This window comes from Micromonospora narathiwatensis (genome assembly GCF_900089605.1).
Taxonomy (GTDB): Bacteria; Actinomycetota; Actinomycetes; order Mycobacteriales; family Micromonosporaceae; genus Micromonospora; species Micromonospora narathiwatensis.
On the sequence record NZ_LT594324.1, the window covers coordinates 2,287,934 to 2,314,334 of the forward strand.

The following is a 26,401-nucleotide window of genomic DNA, read 5'->3' on the forward strand; positions in this document are numbered from 1 at the left end:
GTCAGCGGACCTCCAGTTCGGCGGGGACGATCCGGGGCTGCGGCACCCGCACCCGGGGTCGGCGCAGGGCCCCGGCACGGCGGGACGGGGACCGTTCGGTGGTGTCGACGTCGTGGCGCGGGACGGGGACGGTGGCCCCGGCCGGCCGGGGCCCCGGGGCGGTGCCGGCCGCACGGTGCGGCGCGCGGTCGGCGATCGGGTCGCCGTCGCCGGGGCGGTGCGGCGGGTCGGCGGCGAACCCGCCGTCGCCGGGGCCGCCGTCGGTCACGGCTAGCGCCGGGCCGGCGAAGCGGGCCGGGCCGGAGCGGCGGGTGCCGGCGAACGCGGCCGGTGCGGTGGCCGCGAACCGCGCGAGCAGGTCGCCGCCGCGGGCCGCCGTCAGGCCGCGGGCCGCCGGCAGCGGTCGTCCGGCGGCGTCCGGGTCGTCGATGATGATCCGGTCGTACGCCGAGTCGTCGCCGAGCGCGGCGAACGCGGTCAGCGTGGTCTCCGGCAGCGCCGTGCCGTCGGGCAGCGCCACCGTGCGGCCCGCCGCGAGGCGGACGAAGCCGGGGGTGGTGAGCTGCTCCTGCGGTGACAGGTCGCGGAACTGGCCGGGGGCGAAGTCGTCCTCGACCACGTCGCCGAGCCGGCCGGCGATCCGGTCGTCGCCGGCGCCGACGCTGACTCCGGTCAGGGTGAACCGGTTCGGGCCCGTGATCCTGGAGGTGCCCATCCTGGACAGGTCGGTGTCCAGCGGCAGGACGTTCTCTCGTACCGACAGCAGGGCGCCGGGTTGCAGCAGCATCGGCCCGGCCCAGCCGGCCAGGTCGCGCAGGGTGACCGGCTCGCCGGCGGTGAGCGCGGGCCGGGCCGCCCAGGCGTCCGGGGCGGACAGCGCGTCGCGCAGCGCCTCTGCCGCGGAGACGTACGTGGGCTCGTCGTCGGCGGCGATGTCCCCGTCGGTCCAGGAGAACTTCGCCGACACCTCCCAGAACAGGAACTTGATCCGGGCCTCGCCCCAGGCCCGCCACGGGCCGGGTCCGCTGACCCCGACCAGCAGGTTGACCGCCAGCAGCTCCTTGTCCTTGAACTTCAGCGACACCGTCGCGCCGATCTCGGCGGTGAACCAGAACGGCTTGAACTGGAACATCACGTCCAGCCAGGCCCGGCCGTCGATGACGAACCCGCCGCCCTCGAAGTGCAGCTTCAACTCGGCGCCGAACTGCGCGGTGTTGCTGGTGACGGCGAGATACGCCGACAGGTTCAGGCCCTTGCCCGACTTCTGCAGGGCGATGGTGAACCGCTTGACCGGCGGGAAGCCGGGCGGGGCGGTGTAGCGCGGGTGGAAACCGCCGATGGAGACGGCGAACGCGCTGCCCTCGCCCCACCTGGCGCGCAGCGCCATCTCCCCGGAGACCGGGCGGCCGAACAGCTTGGAGTCGATGAGCGCGGCGTCGACGCTGATCTCCCGGCGGGCGAAGTCCACGATGCCCGCCGAGTCGAGCCGGAACTTGCCGGCCTCCTTGAAGTCGATGACCAGCTTGCCCAGCAGCAGGATGCGGACCGGGTCGGGGAACTCCACCAGCACGGCCAGGTCGGCGACGACCTGCCCGGCGAGGAAGTTCAGCCGTACCATCGCGCCGAGCACGGTGCCGGTGGTGTCGACCGGGAAGATCCGGCTGAGGGTGGCGATGACGGCGGGCGCGTTGCCGACCGGGTCCGTGGGGAAGAGCAGCGCGTCCAGGGTGCCGGCGCGGGCGGCGTTGCGCACCTCCTCCGGGTTGGACCGCCGGTTCCAGCCGACCACCAGGCCGAGCCCGGTGATGGAGATGCCCCAGAACAGCATCAGCCCGGGGAACCACTCGTACGTTCCGGCGAGCAGCAGCGAGAACGTGTGGCCGCCGTCGGCCTCGGTGAGGCGGCTGCCGTCCGGGTTGCGGGTGTTGAGGATGGCGGTGGCCTGGAGCCGGAACCCCTTCATCGGCGACATGGCGGAGGTCATGCCGAGTTGCAGGGCCCCGGCGTACATGCCGCGTGCCTCGTCGACGAAGAGGTAGCCGCCGCCGGAGACGATGCCGTTGTCCATCCGCAGCCCGACCCCGTCCGGGCCCTTGAAACGGGGGCGCAGGTCGGCCGCGCCGAGGTTGCCGGCGGTGGCCGGGCCACCGCCGCCGGTCGGCAGCGCCGGCGGGAAGGTCAGGTCGGCGCGGATGCCGATGTTCTCCACCACGACGTGCAGCGGGCCCAGGGCGGCCCGGACCGTGGTGGTCAGGGTCAGGCTCAGCGACCGGGTGGCGGTGGACGCCTCCAGCGCGATCCGCAGCCCCTCGACGCCGAGGCCGTGCCAGGACAGGTGCACCGGGTACTCGGCGGCGAGCGCGGCGGCCCCGGACAGGTGCAGCCCGCCCCGCAGCGACCAGGCCAGCCCGAGGTCGAGACCGACCCGCAGCCCGTCGGCGGGGAACAGTTTGGCCAGCAGCCCGTCGCCGTCGCCGGGGCGGATCACCAGTTCCGCCTGGCCGGCCCGGATGCTCAGCTCGACGTCGTCGCGGCCGGCGCCGAGGCTGGCCTGCCCGCCGATCACGAGCTGCCCGACGGCGAGGTGGGTGCCGCCGGGGGCGCCGAGGATCCAGCCGGGCTGCCCGGCCGGGGCGATCCGGGCGATCTCGGCCGCCCACTTCACCACCGCGCTGTCGCCGCTGAACGTCACCCCCGCGCTGTTGACGGCCAGCGCCGGGCCGGCGCCGCTGAGGTCGGTGGCGACGTTCCACGCCCCGATCGCGCCCGCCAGGTGCGCCTCGCCGGTCGGCGCGAGGATCACCGTGAACCGGCCGTCCCAACTGGCCAGGCCGACGGTGACCCCGACGCCGAAGGTGGGGTTCCACGGCGCCAGCCCGGCGCCGGGCGGCGGCGTGCCGTCGGGCGTACGCAGGCCGCTGAAGCGCAGCCGCAGCAGGCTGTCGGCGAGCCGCCGGCCCACCTCGCCCTGGTCCGGACCGAGGCCGGGGCGTACGCCCTGGTCGGCGTCGAGGCCGAACGCCCGCAACGCCCGGGCCAGCCGAGGCAGCAGCCGGGCGGACAGTTCGGCGACCCCTTCCGGGGTGCTCCAGCCGTCCGGGGCGTACAGCGCGCGGAAGTAGGCCTCGGGGTCGCGGACCAGGTCGACCACCCGGTCCAGGCGCAACTCGTCGCGGCGCTTGGGCAGCCGGATCGGCGCGTCACCGGGCGGCATCGGCGGGCTGGGCGGGTTGGCGGTGGCCGGGTCGAGCAGGCCGAGCAGGTCGAGCACCGGCAGCGACCAGGGTGCCCGGCGCGTCAGGTAGGTCAGCACCAGCAGGTCGACCAGGTCGTCGGCGAGCTCGGCGGGCAGCCCCGGCACGTCGGGCAGGCCGTTCTTCACGCTCGGCAGCTCATTGATCTTCCCGAACACCTTCCCGACCGCCTCGGCGAGCTTGCCGAGCCCGTCGAGGGTGTCGAGTTTCGCGTCGTTGCGGACCACCGACACCGCGGCGAGGGCCGCCTCGACCGTGGCCGCCCACTCCTCGAAGCGGGCGGCGTCGAAGCCGCTGACCGCCTCCAGGTCCCAGCCGAGCGCGCGCATCAGCCGGGCCCGCCGCCACGGGTCGTACGCGGACAGCACCGGCTCGGCGAGCAGCCGGACCTCGTCCCAGAGCAGGGCGAGGGCGTTCTTCGGCTCGGTCATCGCAGCTGTGGTCCTTTCGTGCCGCCGGTCATGCCGTCACCCTCGGCAGGTCGCTCAGGTCCAGCCGCAGCGAGTTGCGGGCGGCCGAGAGGGTCTGCTCGGCCACGGGCAGCGCCGCGACGGGCAGCGTGTAGCGGTGCCCGGTCGGCCAGGCCGGCCACCGGTCGAGCGCGGTCAGCGCGGTGGCCACCGGCGCGTCGGTGGCGACGACCTGCCCGACGGCGGTGATCAGCGCGAGCTCGTGCGCGTCGGCCCAGCTGGTGGGCGGTCCGCTGAAGTCCTGGCCGAGCGCCTTCGCCCGGGTCAGCACCGTGTGCAGCTCGCTGGCGGCCCGGGGACGGGTCCGGAACTCGGGCTTCTCCGCGCCGGTTGCCGGCGGCCCCACCGCGACGAGCTGGTGCGCCCGGTACTGCTGCCAGCAGGCCAGCGCCGCCACGGACCGCTCGGAGGTGAACAGGTCGCCGACGCGGACCCGGCGGGGCTTGCCGTCGGCGCCGGGCACGTTCGGCACGGTCGGGGTGACCGCCGGGTCCGGCGTGTCCCAGTCGGTGGCGAGCAGGTCGTGCAGCCGCTGCCGGGCGAGGGTCCACAGGCCGCGACGGACGCCGTCGTGGGTGCGCAGGGCCAGCGCGTACCGGTGCATCCAGTGCCAGGAGCGCAGGCCGAGCAGCTCCAGCGTGGTGCCCACGGCCTCGCGGGCCGCGCCGGTCGAGTCGGTCTCGGCCGGCCGGGCCCGCGGTACCCGCAGCTCGGGGTGGAGCAGACCGCCGCCGTCCTTGCCCCAGCCGGGTACGGCGTTGATGCCGCCCTGCCCGCCGAGGACGTCGTACGCGTCCCGATCGGTGGCCCGCAGGAGGGCCAGGTACGCCCACATCTCGCCGGGCTCGGCGTTGATGTCCAGCGCGGGCGGCAGCGTGGTGGGGGCGGCCTGCGGCCCGTGCGCCCGCCAGCCGAACGGTCCGAACCGGAGCACCGCCGGGTCGTCCGCGGCGACCCGGTCCAGCCAGCCGCCGGCCGCGTCGGGCACCTGGTTCTCGGCGACGGCGCGCAGCACCTTGAAGGTGGAGAGCTGGCGGGCGGCGCGCGTACCGGCGTCGCCGCCGCCGGCGCTCGTGGCCGCCAGCTCGGTCAGGGTGGGGCCGGTGGCGTGTCCCTGCGGCCGGGGCAGGACCGCCTCCGGCAGCAGCTCCGACTCGCCGTCGAGCACCGGTCCGCTCCACTGCGCGTCGGTGGCGTGCGCGTGGTACGCGCCGAGCCGGATCAGCTCCGGGTGCCCGGGCGGCGCGGCGCCGGCGTCCGCCGGCCGGCCGGTGACCACCCGGGAGTAGAGCCGCCGGTCGGTGGCGGTGACGTCGTCGAAGAGCCAGACGTTCGGCTGGTCGAGCCGTTGCGGGGTGTCCCCGGAGACCTGCCAGGACTCGACCACGACCGGGCAGCGCCACCGCTTGTCCAGCCAGTGCTGGATCGCTTCCTGGGTGGCCAGGTCCGCCACGCCGCTGATCGGCCCGAGGTAGCGTTCGGCCTCCGGCACGTCGACCGGTTGCAGCCGGTCCGACCAGCGGGGCGCGGTCGCCCCGGCCGGCTCGACCGCGGTCCGCTCCCGCCGGGCGTACGCCTGGAACTCGCGCACCGCCCAGTAGGTGATGATCCCGTACGTCCCGTCGGGCTCGCCCGGGGTGCGGAAGCCGAGCGTGGCCAGGTCGTGCTGGAGGCGGCTGACCCAGCGCTCGGTGACCAGGTTCGCCGGCCGGTCCACCTCGTCGTAGCGGGCCTTGGCGGTGGCCGTGGCGTCGTGGTCGCCGGAGCGCAGCACGAATCCGCCGTACGGCGGCGGCTTGGTCAGCGAGCAGCCGAACGAGAGGTCCACGGTGTACGTGCTCAGCGCGGCGGCGCGGCTCTCCCCGGGCAGGTGCCACCAGAGCCGCTGGGTGGCGGACTTGCACTCCCCGGCCGGCCAGGTGAAGGTGATCTCGCCGAGGTTGTTGCGCCCGACGATCTCCTTGCCGTTGCCCCAGGACCCCTTGTAGTGGTCGAGGTTGCGGGCGGCGGTCAGGTACTGGGCGAGGGCCTGGTCGCGGGGCAGGCCGGCCGGGTCCACCACCGCCTCCGGTACGCCGTCGCGGCGTACCGTCGGGTCGGCCTCGTCGTGCCGGAGGAACTGCACGTACACGTTCCAGTCGGGTTGCCGGCCGAGCAGCTTGCGCGCGTCGATGTCGCTGACCGCAGGCCGGCCGGACACCCACCAGCCGGTGGTGTCGTCCGCGCCGACGGTCACCTGGACGCCGGCCCGCATCCGCTGCCCCTCCTTGCCGGGCAGCTCGTTGGCCCAGCCGACCAGGTCGATCCGGCCGGTCACGTCGAGCAGCGGCACGTACCCGACGTCGTGCAGGAGCCGGGTCATCTTGTCCTCGTTGCGGAACGCGCTGGACACGAAGCCGGCGAGCACCCCCTCGGTGCGGTTGACCCCCTCGTACGGTTTGGCCGGGTCGGGTCCGCAGGCGTAGGGGAGGGTCGCCGAGTAGCGGATCCGTTCGGCGGAACCGAAGTGGATGTCCCCGCCGAGCAGCACCAGCCGGCGCCGGCGTACCCCCTTCTCGTCCGGAGGCGCGGCGGCGAAGAGCCGGGCCAGGATCTTGTGCACGGCGGCGTCGCTGGCCACCCAGGCGTCCTCCGCGTCGGCGGTCCACCGGCCCGCGGTGGCCTTGGCCAGTGGCTGGGCGAGCTGTTCCAGGATGGGTACGCCGAACAGCGCGACCGGCTGGGCGACCACGGTCACCGCGTCGTCGCCGAGGACTCCGCCGCCGGTGAGCATGTCGTCGAGCGGGTGGTCGTCCAGCAGCAGGCCGCCCGGGTTGCCGCTGCCGCCCGGATACTGCCGCCAGGTGCGGGTGTCCAGCGCGACGAGCTGGTAGCGGGGCCAGGTGACGGTGTAGTGGTAGGTCAGCGCGCCGGCCGGCCGGACCAGGCGGCCCTCCTTGGTGACCCCGGTCGGCAGCCCGAGCCGGGTACGCAGGGCGAGGTCGTCGGCGTCGTTGGGCGTGGCCGACCAGCCGGCCAGCGCGGTCAGCGCCGTGCGGCCCGGTTCCCCGGCGTCGCCGGCGGGAGCGAACCGGTCCGGGGTGTTGCCCCACGCCTGGAAGACCACGAACGCGGCCATCGCGTTGCGGACGATCCGCCGGCCCAGCGCCGAGTTGACCACCGCGTCGGTCACCCAGGACCGGGTCATGTTCCAGTCGTCGGTGACCTCGTGGTCGTCGGCGACCATGTACGTCGACACGTTGGCGAGCTGTCGGCGTACCGCCGCCAGGCCGGTCCGGAATGTGGCCACCGCCAGCCCCTGCCGCTGCCAGCGCTCGTACCGCTCGATGATCTCCTTCTGCTGGGCACTCGGCGAGTACGCCCGGCCGGCGCGCATCAGGTCGTAGACCGTCTCGCCGGGCCGGCGGCCCTGCGGGTCCTTCAGGATCCGGGTGTCGGCGGGCAGCACGTGCTCGAACCTCGGCCAGCTCGCCGGCCACAGCACGTCCGACCAGGCCAGCAGGTACATGCACAGGTATTCGCGCAGCGACATCAGGTGGCTGTCGGCGGCGCCGGAGGTGAACTTCGCGTCCCGCTCCATGGTGGTGGCCCGCTTGCCCGGCAGGTACGTCACGTCGGCCGGCGGCGAACTGGTGCCGACCGGCATCGTCTCCGGCGCCAGCCCCAGCCGGGCGGCCACCCCCTCGTGCGCGGGCACCGCCGGGTCGCTGCCGACAGGTGGCAGGGCGCCGTGGCCGTGGATGATCGCCAGCAGCGGGTCGGCCACGTCGTCGGCGTAGATCTGGTCGCCGCCGAGGACGAGCTGGTGCGGGCGCAGCGTCGGATCGCCGCCGGCCGCGGCGATGATCGGGTCGAGGACGGGGAAGGCGTCCTGGCCCTCGCCGTGCGGCTTGCGGCACGAGCCGTGGAAGATGCGCAGCTGGTTCGGGTCGGTCGGCGGGGTGACGAAGGTGGGCACGGCGGGCGTCGCGGCCGGCGCCTGCGGGTGGCCCTGGTACGTCAGCGCGGCGCGGGCGGTGGCCGGGTCGGCGGCCACCACGTCGGCGTCGAAGAGGCTGCCCGCGCCGGATCCGCCGGAGAACGACAGGTCGTAGCCGTAGAGGGTGCCCGGTTGCAGGGTCACCCCGGTGACGGTCACCGCGACGACGTGCAGCCGGTCGGCGAGCCGTACGGTGGCCCGGGTCCCGGTGCCGACGGTGGCGCCCCGGGCGTAGCCGGGCGCGGGCCCGAGCGCGAAGACGCTCAACGTCACCGTGCAACCGGCGCGCAGGGCGACGAAGACGGTGACGCTCGTCGGGTCGACCCGGCGCACGATCGGGCCGCAGAGCACGAGGGGCAGGCCGGTCGGAGCGGTCATGCAAGGTTCCCTTCGCCTCGGCCGTGGTGTCCGGGTCTCGATTGAAGTCGCCGCGTCGCGCCCCGCCTACGGCGCAACAGCGCGAAGGTTCCGCCGTGCCGGATGACAACCATCGGCCGACGACGCGCCGGCCCGATCCGACCGTCCGGGGTGAACGTCCACTCAGGCCTTTCCGGTGACGGAGACCCGACGGTCGATTGCCCCGGCCGCCGGGCAGGCGCTAAGGCACGGCCGCCGAAATTCCGTTGTCGCTCCCGGGTGCCGTCCGGTTAGGGTCGGGCGATGATCGAGGTGCACGAGCTGGCGAAGCACTTCCGGGTGCACCGGCGGCCACCCGGGCTGGGCGCCTCGCTGCGCGCCCTGTTCCGGCGCGAGCACGTCACCGTCCGCGCGGTCGAGCGGGTCAGCTTCACCATTCCCACCGGCGAGGTGGTCGGCTTCCTCGGCCCGAACGGTGCCGGCAAGACGACCACGCTGAAGTGCCTGACCGGCCTGCTGCATCCCACCGCCGGCACCGTACGGGTGCTCGGGCACACCCCGCATCACCGGGAGGCCGCGTTCCTGCGCCGGATCTCGCTGGTCATGGGCCAGCGCAACTCCCTGTTCTGGGATCTGCCGGCCGCGGACGCCTTCGAGGTCAACCGGGCGATCTACGGGCTCGCGGAGGGCCCGTACCGGTCGGCGCTCGCCGAGCTGGCCACCCTGCTCGACATCGAGGCGCTGCTCGACAAACAGGTCCGGGTGCTCAGCCTGGGCGAGCGGATGCGCTGCGAACTGGCCGCCGCGCTGCTGCACCGGCCGGACGTGCTCTTCCTCGACGAGCCGACGCTCGGCCTGGACGTCAACGGCCAGGCGGCGGTACGCACGTTCCTGCGCGACTACAACGCCCGGCACGGCGCGACCGTCCTGCTCACCAGCCACTACATGGGCGACGTGACGGCGCTGGCCCGCCGGGTGCTGGTCATCGACGACGGTGCCCTGCGCTTCGACGGCGACCTCGCCGCGCTGGTCGAGGCCCACTCGCCGCACCGGCTGGTCCGGGTCACCCTGCGGGCGGCCGTCCCGGCGGAGACCTGGGTCGGTCTCGGTGAGCTGTCGTCGGTCGACGGGGCCGTGGTCACCCTGGCGGTACCGAGGGCCGAGACGGCGGCGATCGCGGCCCGGCTGCTGACCACCCTGCCGGTCGAGGACGTGGCGATCGAGGACCCGCCGGTGGAGGACATCATCCGGGCGGTCTTCGCCCATGCGTGACGTGCTGACCGCGTATCCCGCGCTCGTGCGCAGCGCGACGCTGGTCGCGGTGACCTACCGGGGCCGGATCGCGCTGTCGGTGCTCACCGTCTTCTTCCCGCTGCTGATGATGGCGGTGTGGCTCACCGTCGTGGCCGAGGGCGGCCCGCCCGCGGGCTGGAGCACCGGTGACTTCCTGTCCTACTACGCGGCGGCCACCCTGCTGTGGAACCTCACCGGCGACCGGGTGGTGTGGCAGTGGGACGCGGACCTGCGCAGCGGGGACCTGTCCGTGCGGCTGTTGCGCCCGGTGCACCCCTTCCACCAGTACGCCAGCGGCGACCTCGGGCACCGCCTGCTGTTCCTGACGATGCTGGTGCCGGCCCTGGTGCTCGCCGCGCTGCTCGTGCCCGGCCTGGACTACCCGGTCACGCCCGGCCGGCTGGTCGCCGTCGCCGCCGCTGTGGTGCTGGCGTACGCGCTCAGCCTGGTCATGGCGTCGACGTTCGCCCTGATCGGGTTCTGGAGCACCCAGGCGTCCAACGTGTGGCTGCTGTGGTGGGGGCTGGGCTCGTTCGCCTCGGGCTGGGTCGCGCCGCTGGCGCTGATGCCGGACTGGTTGCGTACGGCGGCGCTGGTGCTGCCGTTCCGTACCGCCATGGGCTTCCCGGTGGAGCTGCTGATGGGCCGCCTCGACGCGGGCCAGGCGGCGTACGGGTTCGCCGTCGGGCTCGGCTGGCTGGCCGTGTTCGGCCTGCTCTACCGGGTCGCCTGGCGGCGGGGCGTGCGGCGCTACCAGGCGGTGGCCGGATGAGCCGGTGGGCGCGGCAGGCCCGCATCCTGGGGATCTGCTGGCGGGCGGCGGTGGCCGGCGAGGTGGAGTATCGGCTCAACTTCGTCTCCAACATCCTGCTCAGTACGTTCTGGATGGTGTGGGCGGCGGCCGGCGCGTCGGTCTACTTCCGGTTCACCGGCGCGGTGGCGGGTTGGACGCACGCCGAGGTGCTGGTCGTCATCGGGTTGTTCTTCGCGATCAACGGCCTACGCCAGGCGCTGCTGCAACCGAACCTGGAGCGGATGACCGACTACGTGCGGCGGGGCACGCTCGACTTCCTGCTGACCAAGCCGTTCGACGCGCAGCTGCTGGTGAGCCTGCGGCAGATCCGGGTCAACAACCTGCTCGACCCGGTGCTGGGCCTGACCCTGGCCACGGTCGGGCTCGTCCGGTCCGACCGGGGGGTGTCGGTGGCCGCGCTGGGCTCGTTCCTGCTGCTGCTGGCGTGCGCGATCCTGCTGATGTACGCGCTGACGGTGGTGCTGATGGCGCTCTCCGTGGTGCTGGTCGCCGCCGAGGAACTCGACCGGGTCTCGTACGCCTTCGTCGAGCTGTCCCGCTTCCCGGTGGACCTGTACCGCAACCCCGCGCAGGCGGTGCTGACGGTGGTGCCGGTGGCGTTCCTGACCACGTACCCCGCCGCGGCGCTGCTGGGCCGGCTCGACCCGTACCTGCTGCTGATCGCCCCGGCGGTGGCGGTCGGCGCGGTCGTCGTGGCCACCGTGGCCTGGCGGCGTTCGCTGCGCTCCTACTCCGGCGCGAGCAGCTGAGCCGGCAGATCCGGTCGTACGGCGGGGACCCGGGCCGTCGCCGGCGACGGCCCGGGTCCCCGTCACGCCCTCGTGAATCAGTAGACGGTCACGCCGTAGGCACTGGCCGCCGCAGGCACCGGCTGGTAGAACGTGGTGCCGCCGGACTTGCAGTCACCGCTGCCGCCGGAGGTGATGCCGAGCGCCTTGGTGCCGTCGTAGAGCGCGCCGCCGGAGTCGCCCGGCTCGGCGCAGACGGTGGTTTGGATCATGCCCCGGACGGTACCGCCGCCCTGGTAGCGAACGGTCACGTTCAGGGCCGTAACGGTGCCGCTCTTGGTGCCGGTGGTCGAGCCGGACCGTTTGACCGCCTCACCCACGTACGCGTTGGCGGCGGTGTAACCGCCGGGGTGGCTCAGCCCGGTGTTGTCGTAGCGGACCAGGGCGTAGTCGCTGCCGGGGAAGGTGGAGCCGGTGGTCGGGCCGATCAGGGTCTTCAGGCCGGAGTCGGTGTACCAGGTCTTGACGACGTTTCCGCAGTGCCCGGCGGTGAGGAAGTAGTACACGCCGGACTTGACCACGTTGAAGCCGAGCGAGCAGCGGTAGCCGCCCCCGTAGATGGCGTCGCCGGCCGACAGCAGCGGGCGGAAGGTGCCGCGGGACCGGTCGACCCGGATCGCGCCCGCCTCGGCTCCGGCGCTCCTCTTGAGCGTGGCGACCTGGGCGGCCGAGACGGTGTCGTCGGCGGTCACCACGACCCGTCCGGAGACGGTGTCAACGTGCCAGGCGATGCCCTCGACGCCGGAGGCCCGTACGGCGGCGTCGACCCGGGCGAGCTGGCCCGCCGTGTAGCTCGGCGGAGCGGCGGCGGCCGGGACGGCGAACGCGCCGGCGGCCACCAGGCCGACGGTCGCGGCGAGCAGCGGAGTCAGTCGGTTACGGCGGATTCTCACGGTCTCCTCCTCAGACGGTGAAGGCCGCCGGTTGCGTCGGCGTCCCTGCCGGTCGCCGGGGCGGGGTCGGGGTCTGACCTCGACGAACGCTGTAGCGGTGAGTATCTACTTGGATCGATGCGCCTGCAAGGGGTCGTTCCCGGGCGGCCCGCGGTGGTTAGGGTGTGGGCGGGGGAGGTGCGCCGATGGCATCGGAGCTGAGCAGGGCCGCGCTGGCCGGACTGGAGGCGGCGGTCCCCGGGGGTGTGCGCACCCGGGCCGCCGACCGGCTGGGGCTCGCCCACGACGCCTCCCACTACCTGCTGCATCCGGCCGCGGTGGTCGCCCCGGCCGACGCGGAGCAGGTCGCCGCGCTGCTGCGGCACAGCCGTGGCACCGGCACCCCGCTGACCTTCCGTTCGGGCGGCACCAGCCTCAGCGGTCAGGCGGTCACCGACCGGCTGCTGGTCGACACCCGCCGGCACTTCCGTGACCTGGCCGTCCTCGACGAGGGCCGTCGGGTCCGGGTGCAACCGGGGGTGGTGCTGCGGCAGGTGAACAACCGGCTCGCCCCGTACGGCCGGCGGCTCGGGCCGGACCCGGCCAGCGAGTCCGCCTGCACGGTCGGCGGTGTGGTGGCCAACAACTCCAGCGGCATGACCTGCGGCACCGAGTTCAACACCTATCGGACCCTGGAGTCGCTGCTGCTGGTGCTGCCCAGCGGCACGATGCTGGACACCGGCGCCCCGGACGCCGACGACCGGCTGCGGGCCACCGAACCCGAGCTGTACGCCGGGCTGCTGCGGCTGCGTGACCGGGTCCGTGGCAACCCCGACTCGGTGCGCCGGATCCGCGCCCAGTACGCCATGAAGAACACCATGGGGTACGGGGTGAACGCCTTCCTCGACCACGACACGCCCGCCGACCTGCTCACCCGGCTCGTGGTGGGCAGCGAGGGCACCCTCGCGTTCGTGGCGGCGGCGACCTTCCACACCGTACCGGCGCACCGGCACGCCGCGACCGGCCTGCTGGTCTTCGACACCCTGGGCGCGGCGATGGCGGCCATGCCGGCCCTGGTGGCCGCCGGGCCGGCGGCGATCGAGCTGCTCGACGCCGCCGCGCTGCGGGTCGCCCAGGCCGACCCGAAGGCGGACGCCGCGCTGCGCGGCCTCGCGGTGCGCGAGCACGCGGCGCTGCTGGTCGAGTGGCAGGAGTCCGACCCGGACGTGCTCGACGAGCGGGTGGCGGCGGCCCGGCCGGTGCTGGCCGAACTGCCGCTGACCGCCCCGGCCCGGCTCAGCGGCGAGGCGGCGGCCCGCGCCGCGCTGTGGCACATCCGCAAGGGCCTCTACGCCGCCGTGGCTGGCGCCCGCCCGTCCGGCACCACCGCGCTGCTGGAGGACATCGCCGTCCCGGTGGAGGCGCTCGCCGACACCTGCGCCGCGCTCGCCGACCTGTTTGCCCGGCACCGGTACGAGCAGAGCGTGATCTTCGGCCACGCCAAGGACGGCAACCTGCACTTCCTGCTCAACGAGCGGTTCTCCGGCGGCGTGGCCCCGGCGCGCTACGCCGACTTCACCGAGGAGATGGTCGACCTGGTGCTCGGCCACGGCGGCACGCTCAAGGCCGAGCACGGCACCGGCCGGGTGATGGCCCCGTACGTGCGCCGCCAGTTCGGCGACGAGCTGTACGCGGTGATGCGCGAGCTGAAGACGCTCTGCGACCCCGACGGCGTGCTCAACCCCGGGGTGCTGCTCAGCGACGACGCCGAGATCCACCTGCGGCACCTGAAGACCGTGCCCACGGTCGAGCCCGAGGTGGACCGCTGCGTCGAGTGCGGCTACTGCGAGCCGGTCTGCCCCAGCCGCGACCTGACCACCACGCCCCGCCAGCGGATCGTGCTGCGTCGGGAGATCGCCGCCGCCCGCGCCGCCGGTGACCAGGCACTGGTCCGGGAGCTGACGGCCGCGTACGGGTACGACGCGGTGGACACCTGTGCCGTCGACGGCATGTGCGCCACCGCCTGCCCCGTGCTGATCAACACCGGTGACCTGGTGAGGCGGCTGCGTACCGAGCGTGTCGGTCGGGTCGCGCAGGCCGGTTGGCGCGGGGCGGCCAACCGGTGGGGCGCGGCCACCAGGGGCATTGCGGGTGGGTTGAACCTGGCCGGGGCGCTGCCGCCCGCGTTGCCGGAGGCCGGCACCCGGGCGGCCCGGGCGGTGCTCGGCGTGGAGCGGGTGCCGCAGTGGCGGCGGGACCTGCCCCGGGGCGGCACGGCGCGTCGCCCCCGCCCGGTGGACGATCCGGACGCCGTCTTCGTACCGTCCTGTCTGGGCACGCTGTTCGCGCCGGCCGAGGGCGGGTCGGGCGTCGCCGCCGCGCTGCTCACCCTCGCCGAGCGGGCCGGGCTGCGCCTGCTCGTGCCCGACGGGGTGGCGAGCATGTGCTGCGGCACGCCCTGGTCGTCCAAGGGCCTCACCGCCGGCTACCAGGCGGTACGCGACCGGGTGCCGGCGGCGCTGCGGGCGGCCAGCCGGGACGGCGCGCTGCCCGTGGTCAGCGATGCCGCCTCCTGCACCGAGGGTTTCGCCAAACTGCTCGCCGACGCCGGTGGGCTGCGGGTGGTCGACGCCGTCGGGTACGTCGCCACGGAGTTGCTGCCCCGGCTCACCGTCCGGCGCCGGTTGGGCTCGCTCGCCCTGCACCCGACCTGCTCGTCCACCCGGCTCGGGCTGGACGAGGCGCTGCTCACCGTGGCCCGGGCGGTTGCCGACGAAGTGGTGGTGCCCGAGGGCTGGCAGTGCTGCGGCTTCGCCGGCGACCGGGGGCTGCTGCATCCCGAGCTGACCGCCTCGGCCACCCGGGCCGAGGCCGACGCCGTCGCCGGCCGTTCCTTCGACGGGTACGCCTCGGTGAACCGCACCTGTGAGATCGGGATGGCCCGGTCGACCGGGCAGCCGTACCGCCACCTGTTGGAGCTGCTCGCCGACGCCACCGCCTAGTGGTTCGCCTTCGGGCACCGCTGCCGGCGGGGCTGTACGTGGGCAACGGCCACGGCAAGCTGGTCGGAGCTACTCAGGTGGTCGAGCTGGGCGCGGTGGCTGCCGCAAAAAACCTCCCGAGGTCCGGAAAATGGTGCGGTTGCTCATTGACAATCCGCTGGAACAGCGGCTGTTTCGCCATCACTTCGGCAACCTTCGTCCAATCCGATCGTGCATCGTCCGGGAACCGGGAGCCAACCCGTACGGCATAGTCGACCGCTCCCGCCATCAGGTCGGCGATGGTCAGGGCGCGAGCCAGTTCCTCGCCGGAAAGGTCGAGTGGCCTGCGTTCGAATAGGTATGGGCGGAGTTCTGGCCGCTGGAAAATCAGGGCAAGCGCAGAGTCGTAACGTTCGCTCGCATGATTCAGCACCTCGTACCTGCTGAAGAGGTTGGCGATGTTTACCTGCTTTTCGAGTTTCCTCGTCTGCGCGGCCGCGAAGTAGAGTGTGACAACAACCGCAACCAGGCTGAGAATCTGCACGATGTCACCGGCCACTGGCGCTCCCGCTCGATCAAGCCGTTCTGTGAATCGGACTATCCTCAATGGTAGGACGAGGTATCCAATGGCGACTGTCCGCGAGCGGGCGAGTGGGCGCGGATGCGGTCGCGGCACCGGAGGCCGACGGCGAGGGGGGAGACGGCCCGGTGGCGTAGCATTCGGCGGCGTGCTGCGGAGTTGGTGGTTGGCGGGCGTCATGCTGGCATGCGGGTTGCTCGTGGTGGCCACCCAGGACCAGCCGTGGGTCGCCGTCGTCGAGTTCCTCATCTTCGCGGCGTTGGCCGTCCTGTTCTCGCCGCTGGTGTTCCCGAGGTCGCTGACCGCCGCGCAGGCACAGGAACGCAGCGCCCGGGACGGCCGGCCGATCGTGTACTGGCGGCCCGGCTGTCGGTACTGCCTGCGGCTTCGGCGGCGGCTCGGTGGCCGGGCCGGTCAGGTGCACTGGGTCGACATCTGGCGTGACCCGGCCGGAGCCGCCGCGGTGCGGGCCATCACCGGGGGCGACGAGACGGTGCCGACCGTGGTGGCGCGCGGCGAGGCGGCGGTGAACCCGGAGCCGGCCTGGCTGCTACAGCGGCTGACCTCACCGTCGTCACCCGTCTGAGCATCATCCAGCGGATCCACTGGGGACCGAGACGTGAGTCGAGGGGCTATAGTTCTCATTATCGAGAATGATAATGTCTAGGGCATGACCTCGTCGGCCGACCGCTGGGCGGGACTGGCGCTGCATCCGGTGCGGATCCGGATCCTGCGATCAGTCGCCGGTGCCCGCCGTACCACTCGCGACCTTGCCGCTGCCTTGCCGGACGTGCCGCAGGCCACCATCTACCGGCACGTGGCGGCGCTCGTGGCGGGCGGACTCCTCGACGTGGTCGAGGAGCGGAAGGTGCGCGGCACCGTCGAGCGGGTGTACACCCTGCCCGCCCACGGCGCGGCGCTCGGGCCGGCGGATCTCGCCGACGCCAACGCCGAGGATCACGGGCGGTGGTTCACCGCGTTCGTGTCCAGCCTGCTCGCGGAGTTCTCCCGGTATCTGTCCCGGGACCGGATCGACCTGGTCGCCGACGGCGTCGGCTACCAGCAGGTGGTGCTGCACCTCTCCGACGAGGAGTTCGCCGAGTTCGCCGCGGAGCTGGCCGGGGTGATCGCACCGCGACTGGCCAACCGACCCGGCCCCGGGCGGGTGGCTCGCCTGCTGGCCACCGTCCTGATGCCGGCCGAGCCGGCGTCCGACACCAGCTCCGCCGCGCCGCAGCCGGCCGCCGAACCGGCAACCGGATCACCCGACGACGCCGACCCGCACTGACCACCACCCTCGGCCCGCCGACCCGGGCCCGACGGAAGGAGTTCCCCATGGCCGTGTTGGCCGTCACCGGCGAGCAGATCGACATCCATTTCAGCCCCGGCGAGCGACTCTGGCTCAGCCGCGACCAGCTGACCGTCCCGCTGGCCGCCGTACGACAGGTGGCCTGCGTCGACCAGCCGCTGCGGCTGGCCCGGGGCGCCCGGCGGGGCCTCGCCGTCTCCGGCTTCCTCAAGATCGGTGTCTGGGGCGTCTTCGGTGGTCCCCGCCAACTCGTCTCGGCCCGCCGGGGCGAACCCGGCCTGCACCTGACGCTCGACAGGTCGGCCGCGAACACCGAGTTCGACGAGATCGTGCTGTCGGATCCGGCGGCACCGAGGCTCGTCGAGGCGATCCGGCACGCGACGGCGGGCCGGTCGTGACCGGGGAGCGGCTGCCCATCGCCGGGTCGGCGGGTTCTCCACCGGCATGCGGCAACGACTGAGCCTGGCCACCGCGAGGATGCCAACCGAACGCGTGCCCGCCGGTCGAACCCCGGTGGGGGACGGGCCGCCCGGGCTACGGTGCGGGTGACGACGGCTTCCGGCGGACGTACCGGGCCACGGTGGTGTGGGGGTGGGGCAGCGATGTCGCCAGGGGCGCCGGCGCGGCCGTTGACCGGACGGGTCGCCGTCGTCACCGGAGCCGCGCGCGGCATCGGCCGGGCGGCGGCCGTGGCGCTCGCCGAAGCCGGCGCGGACGTGGCCGGCCTGGACGTCGCCGGGCCGGTCAGCCCGATCCTCGACTTCCCGCCCGCCACCCCGGAGGACCTGGCCGAGACCGGCCGGCTGGTCACCGCGGCCGGCGGACGCTGGTCCGGGCACGTCGCCGATCAGCGGGACATCGGTGCCGTCCGGGCGGTCGCCGAGGCGGTCGAGCGGGACCGGGGCGGTGTCGACGTGCTCTTCGCCAACGCCGGCATCCAGGCGTTCAAGCCGCTGCTGGAGATGGCCGACGCGGACTGGCACGACCAGGTCGACGTCAACCTGACCGGCACCGCGAACGTGCTGCGGGTCTTCGCCCCGCTGCTGGTACGCCGCGGCGGCGGGCGGATCATCGTGACGTCCTCCACCCAGGGGCAGCACGGCACCCGGAACGGGTCGGCCTACTCGGCGTCGAAGTGGGGGCTGCTCGGGCTGGTGAAGTCGGCCGCGCTGGAGCTGGGCGGATACGGGATCACCGTGAACGCGGTCATCCCCGGGCTGGTGGACACCACCCTGACCCGGCACGAGGACCGGTACGCGCAGGCGCTCGTCGAGGGCGGGCGGACGCCGTCCGGTGACCCCGGCGCCGACGAGCGCACCATGGTCGAGATGCTGCGGGCGAGAACCCCCCTGGGGGTGCCCTGGGTGCAGCCGACCGACGTGGCACCGCTGGTGGTGTTCCTCGCCTCCGACCAGGCGCGGATGGTCAGCGGCACCTCGTTCGCCGCGACCGCCGGGGACAGCGCCCGCGTCACCGCCTGACCACGGTCACCGCCCGTACGGGCGGCGGGTGACGCTGGCGTGCAGCATCCGGGTGAGGGTGACGATGTCGAACACCGGCACGCCGAGCCGGGCCTGGATCCGGTGCGCGAACGGCACCAGGTCGGTGCACTCGATCACCAGCGCGCCCAGGTCCGGATGGGTCCGGGCGAGGGCGTCCACCCGGTCGTCCACCTCGGCGGCGAGCCGGTCGACGTCGAGCCGGTCGCGGCGTCCCTCCAGCATCACCTCGCGGAACTCCGGCTGGTCGGCCATGCCGGTGACCGCGACCGGTAGGTCGTGGGCGCCGATCGCGGCGAGGTGCCGGGGGCTCAGGGCCCGCTCGTCGGCGACCAGCAGCCCAACCGTCCGGTCCGTCATGCGGTGCACCATCGGCAGCTGGATCAGGCTGGAGGACCACAGCGGCACGTCGACCGCGGCGGCCAGTTCGGCCTGGAAGAGCACGAGGAAGCCGCACGCCCCGGTGATGCCGGCGACGCCGGCCGCCTGGAGGTCCCGGGCGGCGGTGACGAACGGTTCCAGCAGGGTCGGGTCGGCCTCGCGGACCAGCCGTCGCGGGGTGGCGCCCTCGACCACCCGGTAGACGACGGGGAAGTCGAAGGTCGCCGGGTTGCGGATGTGTCCGGGGATCTTGTCGAAGCTGGTCTGGAGGCAGAGCACCCCGATCGCGGCGTCGCTCACCGGCGTCCCCTTCCGAAGCGGTCCAGGGCGAACGTCTCCAGCGGCAGGTCGGGATCCTTGCCGTCGAGGAGCTGGGCGAGCAGCCGCCCGCCGGCCGGCGCCAGCCCCATCCCGATGTGGCCGTGCCCGGTCGCCACGCTGACGTTGCGGTACGTCCCGGCCCGGCCGATCAGGGGCAGGCTGTCCGGGGTGCAGGGGCGCAACCCGCTCCACACGTGCAGCCGCCGGTCGGTGTCCAGCCCCGGCAGGTACGACCGCACGGTGCGCAGGATCCCGTCGACCCGGCGCGGCGACACGGAGTTGTCGAGGCCGGACAGTTCCAGGGTGCCGCCGACCCGGATCCGGTCGCCCAGTGGCATGACCGCCACCTTGCCCTCGCTGAGCAGCATCGGCAGCCTGGGGGTGCCCGGTCCGGCCGGGACGGTGACCGTGTAGCCCTTGGCGGGTTGCAGCGTCAGCCCGACGCCGAGCGTACGGGCGCAGGCCGCGGACCACACCCCGGCGGCGATCACCACCTCGGTCGGGTGCAGGTCGCCACGGCTGGTCCGGACGGCACGTACCCGCCGGCCGGTCACCTCGAAGTCGCGGACCTCGGTGCCGGTGACGATCTCCACGCCCCGCTCGCGCAGCAACCGGGCGAACCCGAGCAGGAACGCGGGGATGCGTAGGGCGGCGCCCTCCTCGTTGAGCAGCGCCCCGGCGATGGCGAAGTCCACCCCGGGTTCCAGCCGGGCCAGTTCCGCCCGGTCGAGTTCGCGCAGCGGCACGCCCCGCTCCACGGCGGCGGGGATGCCGCGACGGGCCTGCGCGTACCCCTGCTCGGTCCTGCAGGCGAGCACCATGCCGCGGGCGGTGAGGGTGTCGGCGAGGTCACCGTCGGCGCAGACCTCGCGGAGGATGGCCAGGCTGCGCTGCTTGAGCGCGAGCAGCACCTCGAACCCGGCGCGGGCGTGCCGTTCGGTGCAGTGCCGCCGGAAGTGCCACAGCCAGGCCAGCAGCCCGGCGTCCCGGCGCGGCCGGACGTGGAACGGGCTCTCCGGGTCGAGCAGCCAGCGCAACCCCTTCGCCGCCACGCCCGGCTCCGCGAGGGGCGCGGAGCCCTGGGTGCCGACGAAGCCGGTGTTCCCGGCCGAGCAGGCGGCCGGGTCGCCGACCTCGTGCCGGTCGACCACGGTGACGGTGTGCCCGGCCTGGCGCAGGAACCAGGCGCAGAACAGACCGACGACGCCCGCGCCGATGACCAGGACGTCGGGGTCGTGCCGGGCGGGCGTCGTCGCCATCGCTGCCTCCGGTCAGAGGGTGACGACGAAGAAACAGGTGGGCAGGTTGACCACGACCCGCTCCCAGATCTCGGCGCGCAGCGCCACGCCGGGCTCGGCGAAGGTGCCGGGCGGCGGCTCGGCGAACCCGATGGTGGACCTTCCGGCGTCGAAGAGCAGCGCGCCGTGGCCGAAGTCCCCGACGATCGCGGTGCCCGGGTCGACCAGCCGGGTACGCACGATGAAGACGCCGTTCTCCTCGACGTCGCGCATCAGCTGCCCGGAACCGAGCAGCCGGTAGTAGTCGGCCGGGTTGATGATCAGCCCGTCGGCGGTGCTGCCCATCTGCTCGACCTCGTTGCAGGCGGCCAGGATGGTGGACGCGAACGGCCCCGGGTCGGTGAGCCGGCCGATGTCCGGCATGTTCAGCAGCCCGCCCTCGCCGCGCAGGATGGTGTGGTTCTCGGCGGTGGCCAGGCGGACCACGAGGCGGTAGTTGATGAACTGCTCGAAGCTGGTCGGGTCGTCCCAGAGGGTGTCCGGCACCTGTACCCAGGCGGTGGTGGTGAGCAGCGGCGGGACGGGGGAGCGGTGGAAGTGGTTGGCCGCCTCCCGCCGCAGGTCCGCGCCGTCGACGGCGGGGTCGCCGGGCCGGGGCGGGCTCTCGTGCCAGTAGAACTCCTGCGGGTCCCGGGAGAGGTCCACCACCTTGAGCATGTTCCGGGACGGGTAGCGGGGCTTGCGCCGGGAACTGGTCAGCGAGTCGGTGATGGTGACGTCGTAGTCGACGCGGGTGTCGAAGCCGTCCTTGGCGAACGCGTCGACGAAGAGTCCACCGGGCGACATCTGGGTCTTCCGTTCGGCGACCACCTCGGCGATGGTCCGCTTGACGGCGTCGGTGCGCTGCATGGTCCGGTATCCCCTTCCGTCAGGCCGGCCGGCGGGCGACGAACATGCCCCAGCCGAACTCGCCCCGGTCGATCGCGGCCTGGATCTCGTCGCAGGAGTCGGCGAAGTTGAGGATCCAGCTCCGCGCCGCCTCGTCGTCGGTGCCGGCGGCCCGCTCCCGGGCGGTGCGCCCGAGCACCCGGTATGTCTGCCGGATGTGCGCGTCGAGGCTGCGCGCCGTGACGTCGACGAAGCCGGCCGCCTCGAGGGCCCGGCGGTAGCCGTCGAGGGAGTAGCCGCCGTTCCAGCGCACCCGGTCGTAGACGTGCCGGCGGGCCGCGTCGCCGATCTCCGGTTTCGGCTGCAGGAAGTCGGAGAAGGCCAGCACCCCGCCGGGGGCGAGCACCCGGAACATCTCGGCGTGACTGCGGGGCTTCTCCGGCACCAGGAACAGCGCGTCCTGGCTGACCACGTGGGTGAAGGCGCCATCGGCGTACGGCAGGGCGGTGGCCGAGCCGTGTCGGAACGCCAGGCGCGGTCCGCCGCCGCGCTCGGCGAGCTTGCCCTGGGCGAAGCGGACCCGCTCGATGCTCAGGTCCAGGCCCTCGCCGCGGCACCCGGTCCGCTCGGCGAGGCGGAGCAGGAAATTGCCGCAGCCGCAGCCGACGTCGAGGATGTTCGCGGTGGCGTCGATGCCGGCATCGGCGGCCAGGATGTCGGAGGTACGGTCGGCCGCCGCGTGGTAGTCGGTGTCCGCGTCGTCGGCGAAGTAGCCGGTGTGCAGCACGCCCTCGCTGTTCCAGAAACTGAGGTACGTCTGCGTGGTCCGGTCGAAGAACTCGGAGACGTCCCGCTCGGTGAACTGGCTGGTCGTGGCCATGGGTGCACTCCTTCGTGCGACGGTGGGTCGGCGGGGTCAGGCGTAGGTGTCCGTGCGGACCCCGGTGAGGTGCGGCAGGTCGGGCCCGGTGACGCCGGCGCCGCCGTCGATCAGGTGCACCCCGGCGGTCACGTACGACGCCCGCTCGCTGGCCAGGAAGGCGGCCACGGCGGCGACCTCCTCGGGGCGGGCCAGCCGGCCGAGCGCGCTGTGGTGTCCCATGGCGCGCAACCGGGCCTCCACGTCGCCGTCCTCGCCGGCCAGCCGGGCCGCGGCCCGCTCCATCGGCGGGGTGCGTACGCCACCGGGGGCGAGCACGTTGACGGTGATGCCGTCGCGGCCGACGTCGACGGCGAGCCCCTGGGCGAAGCGGACCAGCGCCGCCCGGGTGATCCCGGAGAGCACCAGCGGCGGGATCGGTACGCAGGCGGTCTCGGAGGCGACGAGCAGCAGCCGCCCCCAACCGGCGGCGCGCAGGTGCGGCAGCGCGGCCAGGGACAGCCCGACCGCGGGCAGCAGCACCCGGTCCACGGCGGCCCGGTAGTCGTCCGGCCCGAACGCGGTGGCGGTGCCGATCGGCGGGCTGCCGCCGCCGACCAGCAGCACGTGCAGGCCGCCGAGATCGGCGGCGACCCGGTCGATCCAGCGCGCCGCGGCGGCGGTGTCGGTCAGGTCGACCCCGGCGACGCTGACCCGGCCGGTGGCGACCCGCGCGAGTTCGCGTTCGGCGTCGGCGAGCCGGTCCGGGTCGCGGCCGCAGACCGCCACGTGCGCGCCCTCGGCGGCGAACTCCTTCGCACAGGCCAGCCCGATGCCGCTGGTGCCGCCCGCGACGACCGCCACCCGTCCCTTGAGTCCGAGATCCACGTCGCTACCTCCCCGTCCCGGCCGGTGTGCCGTCGTCCTGTCGTGGGCCGGCGCCGGGCGGCGCGTCCCGGTAGCCGTAGCGGCCGAACAGCGGCCAGGCCAGCGCCGTGGCGGCGAACCGCTGGCCACGGGTCAGGGTGCCCCGCCAGGCGTCGTCGGAGTCCCGGATGCGGGTCGGGCCGGTACGGAACCGGTCCGGGTTGCCGGTCACGGTGTGATTGGGGCGCAGTGCGACGGTGCGGTCGCGGACCGGGTTGCCGGCCGGGTCGGCGTCGACGAACCGGAGCAGCGCGTCGACGGTGCCGGCCGGGTCGGCGGTGAACTCCTCGTAGCGCAGGAACATCGACCGCTGCGGGTGCCGGCGGGTGATGGCCGTCGAGGCGAGGTTGAAGCCGTGCCAGTACCCGGTGCTGCGCGCCGCCGACATGGCGTAGACGTACTCCTTCGGCTCCCGCCAGGAGTGCGCCACCGCCCGGGGATCGCGCACCAGGTGCAGCCAGTACGCGGTGACGCCGGGAACCTGCGGCAGCAGGGCCGCCTCGCCGGGGATCTTGGTGCTGTCCACGATCACCCGAGCGCCGGTCCGCCCGGCGACGCCCCGGTAGACCGCGCCCATCAGCGCCGCGTGCGCCCGGATCTCCTCGTCGTACGCGCCCCGGCGCAGCACCCGCCAGGTGTGCCGGGTGCGTACCCGGGTGCGTTGGCGCCGGATGACGGCGGCGGCGTGCGCGTCCAGCGAGCCGTCCGGCGGCAGGCCGATGCGCAGGATCTCGGACCAGAGCGGGCAGCGGGTCAGCGGGCTGCCGCAGCCGCAGCGGTCGTTCACGCCCCGGCCGGTGGCGTTCTTCCACAGGAAGTGCAGCTCGCCGACGTGCAGGAAGCCGGGCACCTCGCCGAGGACGTTGCCGATGATGGTGCTGCCGTTGCGGCACCAGCCCGTGACACTGAGGACAGTCAACCGCTCGCTCATGCGACCACCTCGCTACGCTCGGCGGCCGCGTGAGGCTCCAACCGGCCGATGCGCAGCGCCATCACCGCCGCCACGGCCGCGCAGGCCGCGCCGGCGGCGAAGACCGCCGGGTAGCCGAGGCCGGCGGCGACCAGGCCGGTGACCGGCCCCCACACCGCCAGGCCGAGATCCCAGAACGAGGTGTACGCCCCGATGGCCGCGCCCTGCCGGGCCGGGTCGGCGCGGTTCATCACCATCAGCGCCAGCGACGGGTGCAGCAGGGAGAACCCGATCCCCATGACGATGCTGCCGGCCACGGCGATCGGGAGGTTCGGCGCGACGGCGATGACCAGCAGGCCGAACGCCTCGCCGACGCCGCACCAGGCGGCCACCCGCCGGGGGCCGAGCCGGTCGGGCAGGTGGCCGATGACCAGGCGGGTGCCGGCGTAGACGGCGCTGAAGCAGCTCAGCACCAGCACGCCGGATCCGATGCCCCGGGCGTCCAGGTGCAGCACGACGAACGCGGCAAGGCCGGCGTACCCGGCGGCACCGAAGGCGAGCGCGACGCCGGGTGCCAGCGCGGGCCGCAGCAGCAGCCCGCCGCCCCGGGACGGGGGCACGGTCCGGGCCGGCGCCGGTACGAGAGCGACCAGGGCGGCGGCGAGCAGCGGCGCGGCTGCGGCGAGCGCCCACACCGCCGGGTAGCCGAACTGCCCGACGGTGGCGCCGAGGAAGGTGCCGGCGGAGATCCCGCCCCACATGCTGACCCCGTACAGGCCGATGAGTTGGCCGCGCCGGTGGTGGGGCGCGAGGTGGACGGTCCACACCGCTCCGGCGGTGAACAGCGCGGCCTCGCCGGTGCCGAGCAGCAGCCGGACCGTCACCAGCGCGGGCACGCCCAGAGGGGCCAGGTAGAGCAGGCCGCCGGTGGCCACCACGAGCGCGCCGACCAGCATGACCGCGCGGTGGCCGTACCGGTCGGCGAGGGAACCGGCGACCGGGCGGACGAGCAGCGCGGTCACCGCGGTCACGGTGACCACCAGCCCGACGACGAGGTCCCCGCTGTGGTGGCGTTCGCGCAGGAAGGCGGGGAGCACGGGGATCACCGCGGTGAGGCCGACGTAGCCGGCGAAGAGGCCGCCGAAGATGCCGACCAGCGCCAGCCGGGGCAGGGTGGCCTCGCGGGTGTCCGCGGCGGTCACGGCCGGGCCAGCGCGACGCCGTGGCCGGCGGCGACCTTGCGTACCGCCCGGATCAGGTCGTCGCAGTCGTCGAGGGTGAGGTTGGACGACAGCGGCACGTCGACGGTCTCGGTCAGCAGCCGCGCGGTGCGCGGCAGCATGGCCCGGATCTCCCCGGGGTCGGCCGTGTGGTAGAGGAACCGCCAGTTCCAGAAGGCCCGGACGTTGAGGTCGTCGTCGGCGCCGATGTTGCGGGCGTCGAAGCCCTCGGCCCGCAGCGCGCGGGCGAACCAGCCGGCGTCGCCGTCGGGCACCCGGAACACGAACGCCTCCCCGAGGTACGCCCCGGGCGCGACCGGCCGGCGGATCGCGATGCCGGGCAGGTCGGCCAGGGCGGTGGCGACGTGGGCGTAGTTGCGGTGGAACAGGGCCAGCCGCTGGGGCAGCCGGGTCAGTTCGGCGCGCAGCAGGGCGGCGCGGATCTCGTCCATGCGCAGGCTGAGCAGGGGCAGGTCGAGGCCGCTGAGCGGCGGTTCGGCGCCGGCGAAGTGCCGGCGCAGCCGGCCCTCGTACGCCCCGGACAGGGCGACCGCCCGGGCGAACAGGGTGCTGTCGTCGGTGACCAGGAAGCCGCCCTCGCCGCAGTTGAGCGCCTTGTCGGACTGGGTGCTGAACGCCCCGGCGGTGCCGAAGGTGCCCAGCTTGCGGCCGTTGAGTTCCGCGCCGAGGGCGGGTACGGCGTCCTCGATCAGCGGTACCCGCATCTCGGCGGCGAACGCCGCGAGGGCCTCGACGTCGGCGGCGAACCCGCGCATGTGCACCGCCACGATGCCCCGGATGTCGGGATGCCACCGGCGGCGCAGGTCGTCCAGGTCCATCCGCAGGTCGTCGTCGACCTCGATCAGAAATGGTCGGCAGCCGGCCATGACAATGGCGCTGGGGGTGGCGACGAAAGTGAATCCCGGGCAAGCGACCAATGATCCGGCCGGGACCCCGGCGCCCATGACGGACAGCGCCAGGGCGGCGGTGCCGCTGGAGACGGCGAGGGCATGCCGGGTGCCGAAATAGCGGCACAACTCGTCCTCGAACCGGCCGCATTCGGTTTCGTTCTGCGGACGGTGGTCGTAACGGAAGTAGAGGTGACTTCGGACAGCTCGGAAAGCGGCCTGCTCGTCGTCGGGGTGTATGAAGACCGCGCCCTTGTCGTAGGTGGGCCAGGGCGCGCGGCGGACCGGTACGCCCCCGTGGAGGGCGAGCTGTCTGTCCAGATCAGCGCCGTGTGACACCGGCATTGGCCGGGTCGGCGCGGGAGCTTCGTTGTTCCCGTTCACCGGCGGACTCCTCGGGCACGCGGCGGCAATTCCTATTAAGGCGACAGGATTTGCGGGCTGTGTTCCGGGCGCGGTCGCCCGGCGGTCGCGGGCCCGCCGCGATCCCGCCGACGGGCAGGGAATGCCACCAGATCCGACGTTGGTGGTGCCGTAGATCCAGTGACCAACA

Annotated in this window: 20 protein-coding genes; 8 read left to right on the forward strand and 12 right to left on the reverse strand. The window is 73.9% G+C overall.

The window, feature by feature from the left end; genetic code table 11:
- Position 1: 1 nt before the first annotated feature.
- A complete protein-coding gene (locus tag GA0070621_RS09890; protein WP_091193717.1) occupies positions 2–3,685 on the reverse strand; it encodes a DUF6603 domain-containing protein in 3,684 nt (1,227 codons plus the stop codon).
- 28 nt (positions 3,686–3,713) lie between these two features.
- The gene (locus tag GA0070621_RS09895; RefSeq protein ID WP_091193720.1) at positions 3,714–8,081 is read right to left on the reverse strand and encodes a peptidoglycan-binding domain-containing protein; all 4,368 of its coding nucleotides are present in this window, start codon (positions 8,079–8,081) and stop codon (positions 3,714–3,716) included.
- 282 nt (positions 8,082–8,363) lie between these two features.
- Here GA0070621_RS09895 and GA0070621_RS09900 point away from each other — a divergent pair, with 282 nt between their 5' ends.
- The 3 genes from GA0070621_RS09900 to GA0070621_RS09910 are packed head-to-tail and all read left to right on the forward strand — an operon-like array spanning position 8,364 to position 10,916.
- Complete coding sequence (locus GA0070621_RS09900; RefSeq protein ID WP_091193723.1) at positions 8,364–9,332, forward strand: ABC transporter ATP-binding protein; 969 nt, start codon at positions 8,364–8,366, stop codon at positions 9,330–9,332.
- Complete coding sequence (locus GA0070621_RS09905; RefSeq protein ID WP_091193726.1) at positions 9,325–10,125, forward strand: ABC transporter permease; 801 nt, start codon at positions 9,325–9,327, stop codon at positions 10,123–10,125. Before GA0070621_RS09900 ends, GA0070621_RS09905 begins: the two co-directional genes overlap by 8 nt.
- Positions 10,122–10,916, forward strand: coding sequence for an ABC transporter permease (locus tag GA0070621_RS09910; protein WP_091193729.1), 795 nt, complete (start codon positions 10,122–10,124; stop codon positions 10,914–10,916). The genes GA0070621_RS09905 and GA0070621_RS09910 overlap by 4 nt, the downstream gene beginning before the upstream one ends.
- Before the next feature lie 77 nt (positions 10,917–10,993).
- Here GA0070621_RS09910 and GA0070621_RS09915 read toward each other — a convergent pair whose 3' ends face one another.
- Complete coding sequence (locus tag GA0070621_RS09915) at positions 10,994–11,848, reverse strand: S1 family peptidase (protein WP_091193731.1); 855 nt, start codon at positions 11,846–11,848, stop codon at positions 10,994–10,996.
- A 185-nt stretch (positions 11,849–12,033) separates the two neighbouring features.
- Between GA0070621_RS09915 and GA0070621_RS09920 the strand changes: the two genes are divergently transcribed.
- A complete protein-coding gene (locus tag GA0070621_RS09920) occupies positions 12,034–14,829 on the forward strand; it encodes an FAD-binding and (Fe-S)-binding domain-containing protein (protein ID WP_091193734.1) in 2,796 nt (931 codons plus the stop codon).
- Between the two features lie 73 nt (positions 14,830–14,902).
- Here the strand turns inward: GA0070621_RS09920 and GA0070621_RS09925 are convergent, their stop codons facing one another.
- Positions 14,903–15,367 carry a hypothetical protein gene (locus GA0070621_RS09925; RefSeq protein ID WP_091193736.1) on the reverse strand — a complete coding sequence of 155 codons (465 nt, stop codon included), beginning with the start codon at positions 15,365–15,367 and terminating at the stop codon, positions 14,903–14,905.
- Between the two features lie 169 nt (positions 15,368–15,536).
- Between GA0070621_RS09925 and GA0070621_RS09930 the strand changes: the two genes are divergently transcribed.
- The 4 genes from GA0070621_RS09930 (at position 15,537) to GA0070621_RS09945 (ending at position 18,178) form a co-directional block, all read left to right on the forward strand.
- On the forward strand, positions 15,537–15,974 hold the full coding sequence (locus tag GA0070621_RS09930; protein WP_091193737.1) for a glutaredoxin domain-containing protein: 438 nt from the start codon (positions 15,537–15,539) through the stop codon (positions 15,972–15,974).
- An 84-nt stretch (positions 15,975–16,058) separates the two neighbouring features.
- Entirely contained in the window at positions 16,059–16,676 is a 618-nt protein-coding gene (locus GA0070621_RS09935) for a helix-turn-helix domain-containing protein (protein ID WP_091193740.1), read from the forward strand.
- Between the two features lie 47 nt (positions 16,677–16,723).
- Positions 16,724–17,095, forward strand: coding sequence for a hypothetical protein (locus GA0070621_RS09940; RefSeq protein WP_091193742.1), 372 nt, complete (start codon positions 16,724–16,726; stop codon positions 17,093–17,095).
- Positions 17,096–17,299: 204 nt separating this feature from the next.
- Positions 17,300–18,178: an SDR family NAD(P)-dependent oxidoreductase gene (locus GA0070621_RS09945; RefSeq protein ID WP_091193744.1), complete on the forward strand. Its 879-nt coding sequence runs from the start codon at positions 17,300–17,302 to the stop codon at positions 18,176–18,178.
- Between the two features lie 6 nt (positions 18,179–18,184).
- On the opposite strand, the gene GA0070621_RS09950 is transcribed toward GA0070621_RS09945, so the two are convergent.
- Genes GA0070621_RS09950 through GA0070621_RS09985 form a run of 8 tightly spaced genes read right to left on the reverse strand, consistent with a single transcriptional unit; the run spans position 18,185 to position 26,232 of the window.
- Positions 18,185–18,877, reverse strand: a complete 693-nt coding sequence (locus tag GA0070621_RS09950) for an aspartate/glutamate racemase family protein (protein ID WP_091193746.1) — start codon at positions 18,875–18,877, stop codon at positions 18,185–18,187.
- Entirely contained in the window at positions 18,874–20,157 is a 1,284-nt protein-coding gene (locus GA0070621_RS09955; RefSeq protein ID WP_091193749.1) for an NAD(P)/FAD-dependent oxidoreductase, read from the reverse strand. The genes GA0070621_RS09950 and GA0070621_RS09955 overlap by 4 nt, the downstream gene beginning before the upstream one ends.
- A gap of 12 nt (positions 20,158–20,169) precedes the next feature.
- Entirely contained in the window at positions 20,170–21,045 is an 876-nt protein-coding gene (locus tag GA0070621_RS09960; protein WP_091193752.1) for a family 3 encapsulin nanocompartment shell protein, read from the reverse strand.
- A gap of 19 nt (positions 21,046–21,064) precedes the next feature.
- On the reverse strand, positions 21,065–21,904 hold the full coding sequence (locus tag GA0070621_RS09965; protein ID WP_091193755.1) for a class I SAM-dependent methyltransferase: 840 nt from the start codon (positions 21,902–21,904) through the stop codon (positions 21,065–21,067).
- Positions 21,905–21,940: 36 nt separating this feature from the next.
- Positions 21,941–22,771 (reverse strand): SDR family NAD(P)-dependent oxidoreductase, encoded by an 831-nt coding sequence (locus GA0070621_RS09970; protein WP_091193758.1) that lies wholly within the window; start codon positions 22,769–22,771, stop codon positions 21,941–21,943.
- A 4-nt stretch (positions 22,772–22,775) separates the two neighbouring features.
- The gene (locus tag GA0070621_RS09975) at positions 22,776–23,741 is read right to left on the reverse strand and encodes a sulfotransferase domain-containing protein (protein WP_091193760.1); all 966 of its coding nucleotides are present in this window, start codon (positions 23,739–23,741) and stop codon (positions 22,776–22,778) included.
- A complete protein-coding gene (locus GA0070621_RS09980; RefSeq protein WP_091193763.1) occupies positions 23,738–24,922 on the reverse strand; it encodes an MFS transporter in 1,185 nt (394 codons plus the stop codon). Before GA0070621_RS09980 ends, GA0070621_RS09975 begins: the two co-directional genes overlap by 4 nt.
- The gene (locus GA0070621_RS09985) at positions 24,919–26,232 is read right to left on the reverse strand and encodes a DegT/DnrJ/EryC1/StrS family aminotransferase (RefSeq protein WP_091193766.1); all 1,314 of its coding nucleotides are present in this window, start codon (positions 26,230–26,232) and stop codon (positions 24,919–24,921) included. The genes GA0070621_RS09980 and GA0070621_RS09985 overlap by 4 nt, the downstream gene beginning before the upstream one ends.
- Positions 26,233–26,401: the final 169 nt, after the last annotated feature.

Coding starts and splice junctions, on each gene's coding strand:
- GA0070621_RS09920 (WP_091193734.1), top strand. CDS start 12,034: ATGGCATCGGAGCTGAGCAGGGCCGCGCTGGCCGGACTGGAGGCGGCG.
- GA0070621_RS09935 (WP_091193740.1), top strand. CDS start 16,059: ATGACCTCGTCGGCCGACCGCTGGGCGGGACTGGCGCTGCATCCGGTG.
- GA0070621_RS09890 (WP_091193717.1), bottom strand. CDS start 3,685: ATGACCGAGCCGAAGAACGCCCTCGCCCTGCTCTGGGACGAGGTCCGG.
- GA0070621_RS09960 (WP_091193752.1), bottom strand. CDS start 21,045: ATGCAGCGCACCGACGCCGTCAAGCGGACCATCGCCGAGGTGGTCGCC.
- GA0070621_RS09975 (WP_091193760.1), bottom strand. CDS start 23,741: ATGAGCGAGCGGTTGACTGTCCTCAGTGTCACGGGCTGGTGCCGCAAC.
- GA0070621_RS09905 (WP_091193726.1), top strand. CDS start 9,325: ATGCGTGACGTGCTGACCGCGTATCCCGCGCTCGTGCGCAGCGCGACG.
- GA0070621_RS09940 (WP_091193742.1), top strand. CDS start 16,724: ATGGCCGTGTTGGCCGTCACCGGCGAGCAGATCGACATCCATTTCAGC.
- GA0070621_RS09895 (WP_091193720.1), bottom strand. CDS start 8,081: ATGACCGCTCCGACCGGCCTGCCCCTCGTGCTCTGCGGCCCGATCGTG.
- GA0070621_RS09955 (WP_091193749.1), bottom strand. CDS start 20,157: ATGGCGACGACGCCCGCCCGGCACGACCCCGACGTCCTGGTCATCGGC.
- GA0070621_RS09900 (WP_091193723.1), top strand. CDS start 8,364: ATGATCGAGGTGCACGAGCTGGCGAAGCACTTCCGGGTGCACCGGCGG.
- GA0070621_RS09965 (WP_091193755.1), bottom strand. CDS start 21,904: ATGGCCACGACCAGCCAGTTCACCGAGCGGGACGTCTCCGAGTTCTTC.
- GA0070621_RS09945 (WP_091193744.1), top strand. CDS start 17,300: ATGTCGCCAGGGGCGCCGGCGCGGCCGTTGACCGGACGGGTCGCCGTC.
- GA0070621_RS09910 (WP_091193729.1), top strand. CDS start 10,122: ATGAGCCGGTGGGCGCGGCAGGCCCGCATCCTGGGGATCTGCTGGCGG.